The organism is Ktedonobacteraceae bacterium (assembly GCA_035653615.1).
GTDB lineage: Bacteria > Chloroflexota > Ktedonobacteria > Ktedonobacterales > Ktedonobacteraceae > DASRBN01.
Genome location: DASRBN010000003.1, coordinates 85,539 through 100,892, shown reverse-complemented (window position 1 = coordinate 100,892; position 15,354 = coordinate 85,539). Strand labels below are relative to the sequence as shown.

Annotated in this window: 10 protein-coding genes; 5 read left to right on the top strand and 5 right to left on the bottom strand. The window is 54.5% G+C overall.

Going from position 1 to position 15,354, the window contains the following annotated elements; genetic code table 11:
- Positions 1 to 5 precede the first annotated feature (5 nt).
- The 4 genes from VFA09_01940 to VFA09_01925 all read right to left on the bottom strand — a co-directional run bounded on the left by VFA09_01940 (position 6) and on the right by VFA09_01925 (position 6,362).
- The gene (locus tag VFA09_01940; protein ID HZU66013.1) at positions 6 to 335 is read right to left on the bottom strand and encodes a tRNA-binding protein; all 330 of its coding nucleotides are present in this window, start codon (positions 333 to 335) and stop codon (positions 6 to 8) included.
- Between the two features lie 12 nt (positions 336 to 347).
- Positions 348 to 1,799: a proline--tRNA ligase gene (proS, locus tag VFA09_01935; GenBank protein ID HZU66012.1), complete on the bottom strand. Its 1,452-nt coding sequence runs from the start codon at positions 1,797 to 1,799 to the stop codon at positions 348 to 350.
- A 582-nt stretch (positions 1,800 to 2,381) separates the two neighbouring features.
- Complete coding sequence (locus VFA09_01930; GenBank protein ID HZU66011.1) at positions 2,382 to 3,818, bottom strand: aldehyde dehydrogenase family protein; 1,437 nt, start codon at positions 3,816 to 3,818, stop codon at positions 2,382 to 2,384.
- Positions 3,819 to 3,944: 126 nt separating this feature from the next.
- Positions 3,945 to 6,362, bottom strand: a complete 2,418-nt coding sequence (locus tag VFA09_01925) for a protease pro-enzyme activation domain-containing protein (GenBank protein HZU66010.1) — start codon at positions 6,360 to 6,362, stop codon at positions 3,945 to 3,947.
- 258 nt (positions 6,363 to 6,620) lie between these two features.
- On the opposite strand from VFA09_01925, the gene VFA09_01920 reads away from it, so the two are divergent.
- From VFA09_01920 to VFA09_01900, 5 genes are all read left to right on the top strand, one after another.
- Complete coding sequence (locus VFA09_01920) at positions 6,621 to 9,911, top strand: ATP-binding protein (GenBank protein HZU66009.1); 3,291 nt, start codon at positions 6,621 to 6,623, stop codon at positions 9,909 to 9,911.
- 439 nt (positions 9,912 to 10,350) lie between these two features.
- The gene (locus VFA09_01915) at positions 10,351 to 11,361 is read left to right on the top strand and encodes an ABC transporter ATP-binding protein (protein ID HZU66008.1); all 1,011 of its coding nucleotides are present in this window, start codon (positions 10,351 to 10,353) and stop codon (positions 11,359 to 11,361) included.
- Between the two features lie 87 nt (positions 11,362 to 11,448).
- A complete protein-coding gene (locus VFA09_01910; GenBank protein ID HZU66007.1) occupies positions 11,449 to 12,114 on the top strand; it encodes an ABC transporter permease in 666 nt (221 codons plus the stop codon).
- A gap of 18 nt (positions 12,115 to 12,132) precedes the next feature.
- Complete coding sequence (locus VFA09_01905) at positions 12,133 to 12,795, top strand: ABC transporter permease (protein HZU66006.1); 663 nt, start codon at positions 12,133 to 12,135, stop codon at positions 12,793 to 12,795.
- Between the two features lie 62 nt (positions 12,796 to 12,857).
- A complete protein-coding gene (locus tag VFA09_01900; protein ID HZU66005.1) occupies positions 12,858 to 13,808 on the top strand; it encodes a glycine betaine ABC transporter substrate-binding protein in 951 nt (316 codons plus the stop codon).
- A 177-nt stretch (positions 13,809 to 13,985) separates the two neighbouring features.
- Here VFA09_01900 and VFA09_01895 read toward each other — a convergent pair whose 3' ends face one another.
- Positions 13,986 to 15,227 (bottom strand): FAD-dependent oxidoreductase, encoded by a 1,242-nt coding sequence (locus tag VFA09_01895; protein ID HZU66004.1) that lies wholly within the window; start codon positions 15,225 to 15,227, stop codon positions 13,986 to 13,988.
- Positions 15,228 to 15,354 lie beyond the last annotated feature (127 nt).

Below are 15,354 nucleotides of genomic sequence, written 5' to 3'. Positions count from 1 at the left end.
TCCTCCTAAAACATCCGCCCTCCCAGGGGAACATCCCTTGTTGGGCTTAAGAGAATGACATTACCGTCGCCGTCAGGAACACCAAGCGTTAATACTTCCGAGAAAAATGGGCCAATTTGCCGTGGTGGAAAATTGACGACGCCCATGACCAGTTTTCCCAGCAATTCCTCTTTGCTATAGTTGGTGATCTGGGCCGATGAACGTTTGATGCCGATTTCCAGCCCAAAGTCGATGCTCAGCTTGTATGCAGGCTTGCGTGCCTGTGGGAAATCCTCCACCTGCACTATTTTGCCGACGCGAATATCGACCTTCTCAAAATCGCTATAGGTAATCATGGTTGTTCTCGCCTAATACGCTCGCGCAAAAATCGCTTCGCAGGTGGCCGGTTTGCCGGTGTAGATGGCCTTGCCCTTGACTCCACCCGCGGGTTGATCGAATGGGATGACGCGCAGGGTGGCTTTGGTCTCTTCCTTGATGGCCAGTTCGGCCTCGCTGTCCTCGGCCCATTTCACACGCACGAAACCGCGGTCCTCGGCGATGATGCGCTTGAATTCTTCGTAGTCTTCGGTATAGTGCGTATTTTTGTCGCGGAATTCGACGGCGCGTTGGAAGAGCGCAGACTGCACTTCCTCCAGCAGTTCCGGCAGGCGCGTTTGCAGGGCTTCGACCTTCACCGATTCTTTGGCGCGATTGTCGCGACGTACGAGCATGACGCTCTCGTTTTTCACATCACGCGGCCCGACCTCCATGCGCACAGGCACGCCGCGCAGTTCCCATTCGTTATACTTCCAGCCAGGCGTGTTCTCGCTTCTATCGACGTGGAAGCGAACCTTGCCTTTGAGCAGTTTTTCCAGCCGCTCGACCATTTCGCCGACCGCCGACTTTTCGCTATCGCTGCGCCAGATGGGGACGATGACGACCTGGTAAGGCGCGAGGCGAGGGGGCAGGATGAGGCCGGACTTATCACCATGCACCATGATGATGCCGCCGATCATGCGCGTGCTCATGCCCCAGCTGGTGGTGGCGCAGTATTTGCGCTGTCCATCGGCATCCAGGAATTGAATATCGAAGCTCCGTGCGAAGTTGTGGCCCAGGTTGTGACTGGTTCCAGCCTGCAGCGCCTTGCCGTCTTCCATCAGTGCTTCGATGCTGTAGGTACGCAACGCGCCGGCGAACTTCTCGTTCTCACTCTTGCGCCCGGCAATAACGGGCATGGCAGCGTCCTCTTCGGCAAAGGAACGATAGACTTCGAGCATCTGCAACGTGCGCTCCTCGGCTTCTTCGAGTGTGCGATGGGCGGTGTGACCCTCCTGCCAGAGAAATTCTGCCGTGCGCAGGAAGAGGATGGTGCGTTTCTCCCAGCGCATAACGTTATTCCACTGGTTGATCAAGATGGGCAGGTCGCGATAGCTCTGAATCCACTTTGCGTAGGTGTGGCCAATGATGGTCTCGCTGGTGGGACGAATTGCCAGCGGCTCCTCCAATTCTTCGCCGCCGCCGCGTGTGACCCAGGCAACCTCCGGCGCAAAGCCCTTGACGTGTTCGGCCTCGCGCTCCAGAAAGCTGCGTGGGATGAGCAGGGGAAAGTAGGCGTTGACGACGCCGGTCTCTTTGAAACGGGCATCGAGCAGGCGCTGCAAATTTTCCCAGATCGCGTAGCCATACGGGCGGATAATCATGCAGCCGCGCACGGGTGAATAGTCGGCGAGTTCGGCCTTACGCACGACCTGGTTATACCAGAGCGAAAAATCATCCTCCTGGTCAACAATCTCTTCAACAAACTTTTCTGATTCTGCCATTACGTGTTCTCCTTCATTAATTGATTAGATGAACCATCTCGCCTAAAAAATGCCATAAAAAAACTCGTCCTTGTGCAAGGACGAGCCTGAATGTTGCCCGTGGTACCACCTCAATTGAGTTATGCCGCGAAGCACAACTCCTCTCATACGGTCGAATGTGATGCAACCGCGCCTCAAGATAACGGTGAGGTACCGGCCAGCTTGTGATTCGCCGGCGCTCTCAGGTGGGTTCGGCGGGCGCTGTATCTACCGGCTTGCACTCTCCCGGTTCGCTATTTGACTGCGCTTTCGTCTACTGATCCTGATCGTTGCGTTTTCGGTCTTCAGTTGATTGTATGTAGGATACATGATTTTAATAACCCTGTCAAGCGCAATTGACTAACGTCCACCCGCAAATCGAGTGAATTCAGCAGCGAAATACTTACTCGCGCAGGCAAAACAGGATAAAATACGAGGCATCACCCATTGCTTGCATCTTGATAGCGGTTCCAGGACAGGCACCAGGCACTGTCCCTACAGGATTACCCCTATTTGATTGGAAAGATTCACCAGGCTCACACGAATAGCATAGAGATTGAGAAACTAGTCCTGCGAAAAGAACACGCTCTTTACTTCCGTAAACAGTTGCACGGCATGCATACCCATTTCGCGTCCAATGCCGCTCTTTTTGTAGCCACCAAATGGCGCCTCCGTATGCACGCTGTGATTGGAATTGACGGAGAGGACTCCGGCGCGTATGCCCTTGGCAACGCGAATGGCGCGGCCAAGATTCTGCGTCCATATGGAACCTGCCAGACCATAGACTGTATCGTTGGCCATACGCACTGCCTCTTCCTCTGTATCGAAAGGAATGATACTGACGACCGGCCCGAATATCTCTTCCTGGTTAACCCGCAGCCCGTTATCGGTGCTTGTAAGTACCGCCGGGCGCAGAAAAAATCCGCTCTCATCATCTGGAATGGTTCCACCGGCTACCAGCCTCGCTCCCTCTTCCTGCCCAAGCGCGATATAATCCAGCGAACGCTGGCGCTGGCCTGCCGAGATGAGCGAACCGATCTCCGTCTCTTCATGCAGAGGATTACCGACCTTGAGATCTTCCACCCGTCGCGAGAAGCGTTCGACGAACTCCTCATAGATTGGGCGCTCAACCAGGATGCGGGAACGCGCGCAGCAGTCCTGGCCGCAGTTGCCGAAGACGGCGAATAGAGAAGATTCAATGCAGCGGTTCAGATCAGCATCGGCAAATACGACATTCGCCGCCTTGCCGCCAAGTTCGAGGGAGACACGCGTGATATTGTCCGCGCACAGGCGCATGATGTGCGAGCCAACTTCCGTCGAGCCGGTAAACGAGACTTTCCCCACCTGGGGATGCCTGACCAGCGCATCGCCGGTGACGGAGCCAGGCCCAGGCAGCACGGAGATAACGCCCGGTGGCAGCCCGGCTTCCATTAAAATATTGGCCAATGCCAGCACTGAAAGCGGCGTGAGCTGGGCTGGTTTCACCACAACGGTATTGCCACAGGCGAGGGCAGGCGCGATCTTCCACGATGCGATTACGAGCGGGAAGTTCCAGGGGGTGATGAGGGCACACACGCCTACCGGCTCCCGCAGGGTAACTTCGAGACCGGCATCCTGCACTGGAATGGTCTCACCAAAAATCTTGTTAGCGGCACCGCCCCAGTATTCGAGGACCGCGGCCACAAGGCCAATCTCATCGCGCGCATCGCGGATGGGCTTGCCTGCATTACGTGCCTCGATCACTGCGATTTCTTCCAGGCGTCCCCGCACAATGGTCGAGGCCTTCAGCAGTATTCTCCCGCGAGCCGTCGCGCTGAGACGCGGCCACTGCCCGCTTTCAAATGCTCTGCAAGCTACCTGTACCGCCCGCTCGACATCTCCGGGGCCAGCCTCAGCCACTTCAGCAAAAGGAGCGCCCGTCCCCGGCTCGATGACGGAAAAGGTTTTACCATCCGCGGCGGAAACGCGCTCTCCGCCGATCACCAGTTGCTCAGTTATCATCAAAAAATACTCCTTCACAAAAGCTGGCCGCCAGAATGCCTTGTTAGACATTCTAGCGGCCAGCTTGCGCGAAATCAAGGTACAGGACAACTACCGGAACGATGCCGGCGGTGTACTGTTTATCTCCTACGAGGCCGTGACTGCTACATCATCGACGAAGAAGGCCGTCGTCGCGTGTGAAGTTGATGTCTGGCCTTCAAAGACGAGCGTTACTGTCTGCCCGGCATAACTTGAGAGCAGGGAGGTGAGATCGGCCTGCACCTGCTGCCAGCTCTGGTTGGCGTCGGTGTTGCAGGATTGCTCAACCTTGCCGATGACACTGCCATTGCTATCGAGCAATGAAACAGTTAAAGTATCTTTGCAACTGGATGAGGTGCTACTGGTATCACCAAACCACCAGTAACTCAAACTGATGCTGGAGGCATTGGTGGGAACGGTGAAATCCTGGCTGATGACATCATCGCAGCTGCTGTAGCCACACAGGTAGGCGCTGTACTGTCCGCTATGTGGGTTGGTAGTGTCGATGAGTTCATAGCCGCCCGCCGAGGATTCCTGCCAGATGCCGGGACCATCTTCAAAGCCGCCATCCTGAATCAGCGAGTTGGAAGGTCCCGGCGGTGTGGATGTAGGCTCAGGCGTATTGGTAACCGTCGGACTGGGTGGCGGCGTTGAAGTTTCCGTTGGACTCGGCGACGGGGTGGACGTTTGTGTGGCCGTCGGGCTGGGCGATGGAGTCGCAGTCGGGCCTGGCGTTGGTGACGGAGGTGGCGGATTTACTCCACCGGCAATGTCCTGGGCGATGTTATAGATATCGGGCGAACCCCAACCACTGGCTTCGTCATAATTGGTCGTGGCCGGATAATAGAGGTTGTTGCCGCTGGTCACGTCGTGGAAGGGCGTTTTGGGCTGCTGCGCGTTCTCCAGGCCATAGAGGACGGGATTGGCATAGCCGATACGCGATTTCGAATGCTGTTGCAGGTAATCGTTGATGCTGGCAGTGCTGCCGGCCCAGAGCGGGGCGGCGGCACTGGTGCCACCAACGACAATCCAGCCGCCACTTGAGGAGCAACCGGCGGCAGAGACGGTACAATAGACGGCATAGCCGGTCTGGGGATCGGCATCGGCGGAGACATCGGGCACTTCGCGGTTGCCGTTGCTATACTGGTTTTTGACGCCGGGGCCGGTTTGCCAGCTGGGTTCTGGGAAGAAGCTACTGAGGCCACCACCACCGCCGGAACCTTCGGGGCTGCGCTGCGTGTCGGTGGGATTGCTCCAGACCGATTCGCTGCCATACGCGCCATTGCTGATTTGCAGGTTCGTACCGCCGACGCCGGTGATGTAGGGGTCGTCGGCGGGCGAATCTACGGCGAGATTGGTGTCATTGCAGTCATAAGCCCCGGAGTCGCCTGCTGCGGCATACATGGAGATGCCCTGCGCGGCGCCCTGCTTGAAGATGTTGTCGAGCGTTTGCAGTTCGGCATTGCCGCTCTGCGCTTCACATTCGCCCCAGCTAACGGTCATAACCTGGGCTTTATTGTCGGTCACAATTTGATTATAGGTGTCGTTGACGCCCTGGGTCGTATTTGGCCCTTCATAGACGATCTGAGAGGCTTTGGGCGCCATAGCGGCGACGACCTCGATATCCAGCTCGACCTCGATGGCGCCCGCGCCTGCTGAGCCGTCGAAGCCATCGACCGTGACATTGGTGATGCTGGGATTACCAAGGTTATAGTTCTGGAAATAGGTGGTGACATCGCTGCTCTGATAGCCATCCAGTTCGAAGACGGCGACGGACTGGCCGTTGCCCTGGCCACCTGCCTGTTCGAGGGCGGTGCCGTCGTAAGCGCCGTTGAGGTCTGATGGGCCGTAACCACTTTGCGCGGCCTTTGGAGAGGTCTGCGTATGCGGAACACGAGTATTCAAGCCGGTTGATGGTTTGCCACGGCTGATAACCTGATAGAGTGGGTGCATTTTGACGCTGTTATCGAGCCCACCGATAGAGGCAATAAGCGATGAGAGCGAAGACGGGATGACAGGCGGATTAGCGTTCGCGAAAAAAGTATTCGATCCCAACGTATAGTTGTTGATCGTTACTGAGAAGGCAGCTTCGGCCTCGGCAACGGTGGCAGTAGCATCAATCAGAAGCCCATTGGGAGAAACATGAGTAATGACTAACCCCTGCTGCTGGAGATAGTCTTTGACCTGCTGCACCTGGTCAGGCGTTGGGCCAAATTCGGCGGCAAATGCCTGGGGTGTGAGAAAGTGATGATACAGGGAGGAATGGGGATCATAGATAGCCGCGAGCAGGTTGTCCAATTCCTGCTGATTGCGCAGTTGCAGGCCGACAGATAAGTTGAGTTGCTGCTGCGAACTGGCGGGTCCGGCGAGGTGAGCGCGGCTCACGAGCGGAGGGACCTGGCTTTTGAGAACGAAAGGTGCATCATTCTGGGCACGTGCAATTAACGCAATACTGAGAATACTGATTCCTACAAAGATAACGACTACGCAGGTGATTCCGAGCTTGCGTACAAGAGTGCGCTGCATGTAGCTCTTCTCCACATCTAAAATATACGAGACGATAGGAATGGATGGCGATGCAAGACGTTTAAACGGCCTCTTGCGATCTGCATCATTTTGATCTACAAAGATAAACGTTGGTACAATTCCCCTTCGTGGAAATGAAGCGGGAAATAGACGTGCTTGACTAAACTCTACCCGTTGTTTAATATATGACCGTCATAGTGACATACTGGTGATATGGAGAGAGCCATCAGGAATTATTTATTTTAGAAGGGGCCAGTTATGGACAACATCTTTGATCAGGTCAAAACAGCACATGACGACAAGATTGAAGATAGCATGGAAACTGGCGAGATGACGCCCAGAACGGGTGATTTATTTGAATACCAGGAGGTCCAATTAACACGCATATCGCATGGCAATGCCCCATCCCGTTTGAAGGCAGAGATACTGGCGGGCGGCGGAGAGATGGGGGCACTGATGCGCTCGATAGACTGGTCTACCACCATACTCGGCCCCGTCGAAAGCTGGCCACAGAGTTTGCGCACCGCGGTAAGTATCTGCCTGGCATCGTATTTTCCAATGCTAATCTGGTGGGGGCCAGAACTTGTGATGCTCTACAACGATGCCTACAGGCCAATGCTGGGAGCTACTAAACATCCACAAGCCATGGGGCAGAAGGGTCGTGAATGCTGGCCGGAGATATGGGATATTATTGGACCAATGCTGGGGGGCGTTTTGACGAGGGGACAGGCCACATGGTCGGAGAATCAGTTACTGCCCCTTGACCGCAACGGTTACGTTGAAGAATGTTATTTCACTTTCTCTTATAGCCCGATTCGAGACGAAACGGGTGGTATTGGTGGCGTTTTTACGGCGGTGACCGAGACGACACAGCAGGTGCTGGGAGAAAGGCGCCTGCGCACACTGCGCGAGCTTGCGGCAAGTACGGCGGGGGCAAAGGCAGATGAAGAGGTCTGTTCGATTGCTGCCAGAACCATCTCCAACAACCCGGCCGATATTCCTTTCGCGCTGCTGTATTTGCTTGACACGGATGGAAAGCAGGCCCGGCTGGTGTGTACCGCGGGTCTGGAAGACGATACATCCATCGTGCCTTCCACCATCTATCTCACTGGCCTGGATAAGCATGCTGAGCAATGGCATACTATTTTTAAGCAGGTAGTCCAGACAGGCAAAGCCGAATTGATAGACCGGCTGGATAAATTTTGTGGCGAACTGAAATTGCTGGCACATAACTCTATGCTGCCTGAGATGCGGCCCTCTTCAGCAATGGTGCTGTCTGTGACGCGACCGGGGCAGAATACCCCTTATGGATTACTCATCACGGGCATCAGTCCTATGCGAATGCTTGACGAGGAGTACCGCGGTTTTTTTGAGCTGGTCGCCGGGCAGATTGCGACGGCTATAGCCAGCGCGCGCGCGTACCAGGAGGCACGCGAACGGGCCGAGGCGCTGGCCGAGTTAGACGCGGCCAAGACTGCTTTTTTCAGCAACGTCAGCCACGAATTTCGCACACCACTTACCTTGCTACTTGGACCGGTTGAAGACGCGCTTGCGGATAACACTCATGCACTTCCACCAGAGCAAAAGGAACGCCTTGAGATTGTATGGCGTAATGCTTTACGCCTGCTGAAGCTGGTAAATACGCTGCTTGATTTCTCTCGCATTGAGGCCGGGCGCATCCAGGCTACATATGAACCTGTTGACCTCGCTGCCTATACGCGTGAACTGGCCAGTTCGTTTCGTTCTGCTATAGAGAAGGCGGGGTTGTACTATGAAGTATTTTGTCCGGCTCTGCCTGAGCCGGTTTACGTTGATCGCGAGATGTGGGAAAAGATCGTCCTCAATCTGCTCTCAAATGCGTTGAAGTTCACGTTGGATGGCGGGATTCGGGTCGAACTGCGTTCAGTCGATGAGCATGTGGAGCTTGAAGTAAGCGATACCGGTGTAGGTGTTGCACCTGAAGCACTTCCTCATATTTTCGAGCGCTTTTACCGGGCACGCGATATACGCGCCCGCACGCATGAGGGATCCGGGATCGGCCTGGCACTTGTGCAAGAGCTTGTTCAGTTGCACGGTGGGACGGTGCAGGTACATAGCACTGTGGGCAAAGGAACCAGCTTTGTCGTGTCCATTCCAAAGGGGAAGGCCCACCTGCCTGCTGAACGTATTGAAACCGAGCGTACATTACAATCTACGGCGGTTGGCGCGGCCCCCTATATTGAAGAGGCTTTGAGGTGGTTACCGGGGGCTAGCGGGGCCGATAAATCGGCGGTGGGCACGATCAATCGGCCCCTACGGGACGATGATTCGGTGGGACGGGCCGAGGATGCGACGCGGGGGGTCGAGGATGCAGTGGGACGGGACGAGGATGCGACGCGGGAGGCCGAGGATGCGAGGCAGAGAGAGGTGAGCCGGAGAGAATCAGAGCGACAGCGGGAAATGCGCGTTTTGCTCGTGGATGATAATGCCGATATGCGCGACTATTTACAGCATATATTAAGTTCCCGCTGGACGGTGGAGGCGGTGGCGAATGGCGCGGCTGCGCTGAAGGCTATCCAGCAACATCTACCCGACCTTGTTCTGAGTGACGTGATGATGCCGGGATTGGATGGTTTCCAACTGATGCAGGCGTTACGCAGCAACCCACGCACCCGCTCCATTCCTATCATCCTGCTTTCCGCTCGTGCAGGTGAGGAATCGACGGTAGAGGGATTGGAAGCCGGAGCCGATGACTATCTGGTGAAGCCCTTTTCTGCCCGCGAGTTGTTAGCACGCGTCGGCACGCATCTTGAGATGGCCCGCCTGCGCCAGGATGCTATTCTCGCGCGGGAAGAACTGTTTTCCATTGTCTCTCATGATCTGAAAAATCCCGTGGCAACGATCAAGGGATACGCGCAATTGCTGCGACGCGTTGCCCAGCGTTTAGGACCCGCGAATGTAGAGAAGGAATCGCAGCAACTCTTGAGCGGTTTGAGTCGAATCGACGCGACGGCGTCCAGGATGACGGCACTGATAAACGAGCTACTTGACCTCACAGCCTTGCATATAGGGAAACCCCTTGAACTCGATAAGAAAGAAACCGACCTGGTCGCTCTTACGCATCAGATGGTTGCAACATATGCACAAACCAGGGGACAGCACGATTTTCGTATTCATGCTGAAGTACCACAACTGGTGGGTTACTGGGATACAACACGCCTGGAACGAGTTATTAGCAACCTTATCTCGAATGCGATCAAATACAGCCCTGACGGGAGTGAGGTTGTTATCGAAATGATGCGAGAGGATGACGAAGCTACTTCCTGGGCAGTGTTGAAGGTTCGCGATCAGGGAATAGGCATTCCGGCAAAGGACTTGCCTTTTATCTTCGACCGTTTCCACCGTGGCAGCAATGTGGTCGGAAGAATAGAGGGCACCGGCCTCGGTCTGGCGAGCGCGCGTCAAATCATCGAACACCACGGCGGCACCATTGAAGCTACAAGCCAGGAGGGCGCCGGATCCACATTTATCGTGCGACTTCCTCTCACATCCCTTGATGCCAGCAACTAGACCCGTAGGGGCCGGTTCACCGTACACATCGCCGATTGATCGGCCCGCATGGATTACCACAGACCTTCGTCATGATGCATGATCGCGCCCCAGGTGCATCACCACTTCATATCTCCGATTTCCAGCCTGCCACAGGGAATTATACGACAGGACAATTTGTTCTAATCTCAAGATGGTTGGTTGCTGTTTTTTGGGAAATTGAACTGGAACGCAACGTAGTACGTATACATGAGAACGGAAAAGTAGGGATAGCGCCTGGTGCCTGCCCTTGTACTCCGACCGGGACAGGCACCAGGCGCTATCCCTACAGGAAGCCTCAGTGTGATTCCCAAAGTTTTGTTTACCCTGGCAATAACGAACCATATCTCATATAATCTCTTTATGTGTTTTGTGAGCAGAACGTTATTTTTAATGGTTGAGTATCAAGGAGTTCAACGGCATGGCAAAGATCGTGTTCCACGAGATCACCAAGCAGTTTAAGGGAACCAGTAAGCCTGCCGTCGATAAGGTAAGCTTTGAGGTGCCGGAAGGCAAAACGTGCATGCTGGTTGGCACTTCGGGATCAGGCAAAACGACGCTGTTGCGTATGGTCAACCGCCTGATTGAACCCACCGCGGGTGAAATTATCATCGATGGTAAAAACGTGCTGGAGGAAAATCCTATCGAGCTGCGGAGGCGCATCGGATATGTCATCCAGCAGGTTGGTCTATTTCCACACATGAACATCGCCGAGAATATTCGCGTGACCGCCGAAATCGCGGGCGGCTGGACGAAGGATCGCCTCAACAGGCGCGTCGACGAGTTGCTGGAACTGGTTGGACTGCCACCAGGTGAATATCGCAAACGTTTTCCGCGCCAGCTTTCAGGCGGCCAGCAGCAACGCGTTGGCCTGGCGCGAGCGTTGGCAACCGATCCCGCGATCCTGCTCATGGATGAACCGTTTGGGGCGCTCGATGCCATAACGCGCGAACGCATGCAGGATGAATTGTTGCGCATCCAGCGCGATGTGCGTAAAACCATTCTGTTCGTTTCGCATGATATTCAAGAGGCATTCAAACTGGGTAATATGATTGCTGTTCTTAATGAGGGCCAATTGATGCAGCTTGGCACACCTGTCGAGTTGCTTGCGCATCCCGCCAACGAGTTTGTACGCAGACTGGTAGGAGCGGATAGTATCCTGCGCCAGCTTGAGTATCTACCGGTTACAGATGCATTGGATAATGAACCAGAGGCCGTGTCTTCGGCGCATTGGGGTGACGTTCCGACAAGTTCTTCAGATGCCACGCTACTGCAAGCTATGTTGAAACTCCTCGAAACCAATGCCCCCGCCCTTGCCGTTCAAGACAAAGACTCAGACGTACCTCTCGGATACATTACCCTCGCCAGCATCAACCGGGAAATCACAAGGACGCAAAGTAACAAAACCACCCTGGAAGAGACAACGATATAGGACAGCGCGTTTATTCGCGCCTTGCGGCTAACCGCGTACGGACGCGATATATCGCGTCCCGCATGCGTGGTAGATACGAGGGATTATATGAATTTTATCCTGCAGCCCGCGAACTACGATTTGAGCGATCCAGAGAGCATACCGAACCTGTTTCTTGCGCACCTGGAACTGGTTGTAATCGTCATGCTCATCTCGCTCATTATCGCTATTCCCCTTGGGATAGTGGTAGCGCGCTATCGCCGGCTCTATCTTCCGGTGGTAACGGCATCGGGCATATTGTATACCATTCCCAGCCTGGCGGCTTTTGCGCTGCTCATCCCAATTACGAAATTGACGCCTGCAACTGCTATCATTCCCCTGGTCCTCTATAACCAGCTGGCGTTAATTCGCAATACCGCCGCCGGCGTAAACGGTGTCGATCCTCTGCTCCTTGAAGTAGGGCGAGCGATGGGCATGAAATCGTGGCAGGTGCTTTTGCGCGTGACACTGCCACTGGCGCTGCCTGTGATTGTGGCAGGAGTTCGCATCGCGACGGTGACTACCATAGGTATAGCGTCGCTGGCATCACTGGTAGGCCAGAGAAGTTTGGGAGATTTGATTTTTCAGAGCCTTGCTACAGGCGCGGCGGGCGATCTCAATACGGTTTACGGAGGGGCTATTTTAATCGCCATCTTCGCGATAGCCGCCGATCTGCTTTTACTGGGGTTGCAAACAGCGCTCAATCGCGGGCGTAGTGCGTTGTCCGTCGCGTAGAAAGGAGAGCCAGGCAAGATGGATTACATCAACTTCATCACGAATCCACAGAATAATTATGTGGGAGAGACCGTCGAATATCTCAAATTGTGCGGCTTTTCGATTGTGGTGGCAATTATCATAGGCGTGTTGCTTGGAGCTGCTGTTTCCCGCAATCCTTTCCTCTCCTTCCTTGCGGTCAACTTGAGCGGGCTGATGCGCGCCATTCCTATCATCGCGGTTTTGATAGCATTTGTGGCGCCATTTGGTCTTGGCTTTGAGCCTTCCGTCATCGCGTTGATCATACTGGGGATTCCACCTATCCTGCTCAACACTTATACGGGCATTCGTGGAGTCGATCCGGCGATGATTGATGCGGCCAGGGGAATGGGAATGACGAGATTGCAGATTGCCACCCGCATTCAAGCCCCCATTGTCCTGCCGGTTGTTGCGGCAGGTATCCGCACCTCGGCAGTTCAGATTGTCGCTACGGCAACGCTGGCGGCCTTCATCGGCGCGGGTGGATTTGGAGACTACATCGTTGAGGGGATTAACCTTTTCAACTATACCGAACTGATCGTTGGCGCAGTCTCCGTGGCTGTGCTGGCCATATTGATAGAGGTATTTATGAGCTGGCTGCAGCGCGTCTTGACTCCTGAGGGCCTTAAAGTGCAGGAGCAGGCAGCGGTGGTCAAGGCATAACCTGGCACGCAGTTTCGTAAACTGCATACATCTATTCGTTTAATACGCTTAAGGAGGAAGAAATGGTTTTTTTCACACGTTCATTGCGAGCAAAGTCTTTGATATTGCTCGCCCTTGTCCTCTCGTTGACTCTAGCGGCCTGTGGTGGTTCCTCAAATACTGGAGGAGGCTCCAATACACCGGCGAAGGTACCGATAACGGTTGGGAGTAAACTGGATACAGAAGCCCAGCTGTTGGGCGAGATGTACGTTTTGCTGCTACAGAAGGCTGGTTATACTGTCAATCCAAAATTAGCATTGGGGCAGACGCCAACTGTATTTGCCGCCATACAGAGCGGGGCAATTGATCTCTACCCCGAATTTACCGCAACCGGGTTGAATCTCCTGCACGATCAATCATCTTTCGATCCAATGAAAGATTACCAGACGGTCAAAGCAGGCTTCGAGCAGCAATATCACATTACGTGGCTCGATTACGCGCCATTGAATGATGGGTATGCTCTCTGTACTTCACAGGCCCGATCTCAGCAGCTTGGAGTCACCACCCTTTCGCAGCTAGCTCCAAAGGTACCACAGTTGACGCTGGCGACGCAAAGCGATGGAATACCTTTCTTTGACGATCTCAAAGCTACCTATGGCTTTAGTTCAAGTAGCTTTAAAGCGCTGAAGAAAGTTGACTACTCGATTGGTTTTGCCGCGGTGAAGAGCGGGGCTGCAGATGTGACCGAGTGCTATACGACCGATGGATCTGTCACGTCACAAAACTTCATCTTCCTGCAGGATGATAAACATGGCTTCCCCGAATTCCATCCGGCCCCTATTGTGCGTGACTCGGTATTGCAAAGCGACCCTGGCATTAAGAATGCACTCAATCCTCTGGCCCCCGATTTGACGACCGATGTGAGCATCATGTTGCAGCAGCAGGTGGCCTCAAAGACGGCGTCTGGCATTTCCAAGAGCGAGGCTATTAAGCAGGTGGCAATGGCTTTCCTGCAAAGTAAGGGATTGTTGTAGTTGTCCATATTCCAGTAGGAACAGGGACAAGCCGCTATCCCTACTGGCCAGTGAAGTAGATGAACCAGAGGGACCTCTTGTGGAGACTCGCCGCTCCAGGTCAACAATGAAGGCCTTGTTGATGTGGAGGAGCGGGTTTCCATAAGGGGCGCCTCCGTAAGCCTCGCGTCATATGTCCTACGAAGAAGCCATATTTCCTGCCAGCGCCGCCTCCATCGACCGCGCATCATGCCCTTTTAAATGCTCGCGGATGGCAAGCGCAGCTGCCGCACCCTCACCGGCCGCGCTGACAAGCTGCTTGGTGCTGCCTGAACGTACATCGCCGGCGGCAAAAATGCCCTCCGTACTGGTCTGGAAATCGATACCGGTCAGAATGAAACGCTGGCTATCGAGCCTGGCTACATCCTGAAATGGTTCGCTGTTCGGTGATAAGCCGATAAAGACGAAGGCGCCCGGAACATGTAGTTCCTGTATCTCACCCGTCTGGTTATTTTTGGTCACGACCGTTGTCAGGTGATTATTTTCGCCCTTGAATTCGATCACCTCAGTATTGAAGCGCACCTCCATTTCGGGCGAAGTGAGAGCTTTATCCACGGCAATTTTGTTGGCATTTAGCTGGGAGCCACGCGCCAGAATGGTAACTTTTGGACAGAAGCGCGTCAGGAATGCGGCTTCCTCGACGGCGCTATTGCCACCACCAATCACGGCTACTTCGCGCCCCTTGTAAAATGGGCCATCGCAGGTCGCACAGAAATGCACGCCCGCGCCGATGTAATCATCTTCGCCGGGCACGCCGAGGCGCTTGTAGGTTGAACCGGTGGCGAGTAAGACGGCGTTGGCACGATAGGTATGGCCGGACTCGGTGGTAACAAAATGGGCATCCAGATCGTTGCCCACCTGCACCACGTTCTGCGCCGAAAGCAACTCCACACCATAGCGCCTGGCCTGTTCAATAATGCGTTCGGCGAACTCGGCGCCCGTAACACCTTCAGGAAAGCCGGGGTAATTATCCAGGCGCTCGGTGATGCCGGCCTGACCGCCCAGGCCGCTGCGCTCGATAACCAGCACGTCGAAGCCATCGCGCGCGCCATAGATAGCGGCGGTGAGCGCAGTGGGACCGCCACCTACGATAATCAGGTCATAGAATTCGCATTTCGCGCGCGTTTCGAGCCCCAATTTCGTCGCCAGTTCGGCATTTGTTGGCTCGATGAGGATCGAGCCATCCCCAAAAACAATGGTGGGAATGGTCAGGCCACCGTTCTGTACCTGCTGCACAAAAGCCTGACCTTCGTTATCTTCCTCAATGTTGATAAAATCATAGTGGACGCGTTGCTCGCCCAGAAATTTTTTGCTGCGCTTGCAATCGCTGCACCAGTTGGTGCCGTACAATTTGATGTTGCTTTGAGCGTCAGGAGACACGGTTATTATTTCCTTTCTCTCGTATGAAGTATCAACAGATATACTTCCATACTGTTGATTGCACAGATGTGCCGTGGGATTCTTCGCTGCGCTCAGAATCCCAGGCGCCTTACAGTTGACGAAATAG

Bases quoted from the DNA above. Each gene is read 5' to 3' on its own strand.
- VFA09_01930 (HZU66011.1), bottom strand. From the start codon at position 3,818: ATGATAACTGAGCAACTGGTGATCGGCGGAGAGCGCGTTTCCGCCGCG.
- VFA09_01905 (HZU66006.1), top strand. From the start codon at position 12,133: ATGGATTACATCAACTTCATCACGAATCCACAGAATAATTATGTGGGA.
- VFA09_01915 (HZU66008.1), top strand. From the start codon at position 10,351: ATGGCAAAGATCGTGTTCCACGAGATCACCAAGCAGTTTAAGGGAACC.
- VFA09_01920 (HZU66009.1), top strand. From the start codon at position 6,621: ATGGACAACATCTTTGATCAGGTCAAAACAGCACATGACGACAAGATT.
- VFA09_01900 (HZU66005.1), top strand. From the start codon at position 12,858: ATGGTTTTTTTCACACGTTCATTGCGAGCAAAGTCTTTGATATTGCTC.
- proS (HZU66012.1), bottom strand. From the start codon at position 1,799: ATGGCAGAATCAGAAAAGTTTGTTGAAGAGATTGTTGACCAGGAGGAT.
- VFA09_01910 (HZU66007.1), top strand. From the start codon at position 11,449: ATGAATTTTATCCTGCAGCCCGCGAACTACGATTTGAGCGATCCAGAG.
- VFA09_01925 (HZU66010.1), bottom strand. From the start codon at position 6,362: ATGCAGCGCACTCTTGTACGCAAGCTCGGAATCACCTGCGTAGTCGTT.
- VFA09_01940 (HZU66013.1), bottom strand. From the start codon at position 335: ATGATTACCTATAGCGATTTTGAGAAGGTCGATATTCGCGTCGGCAAA.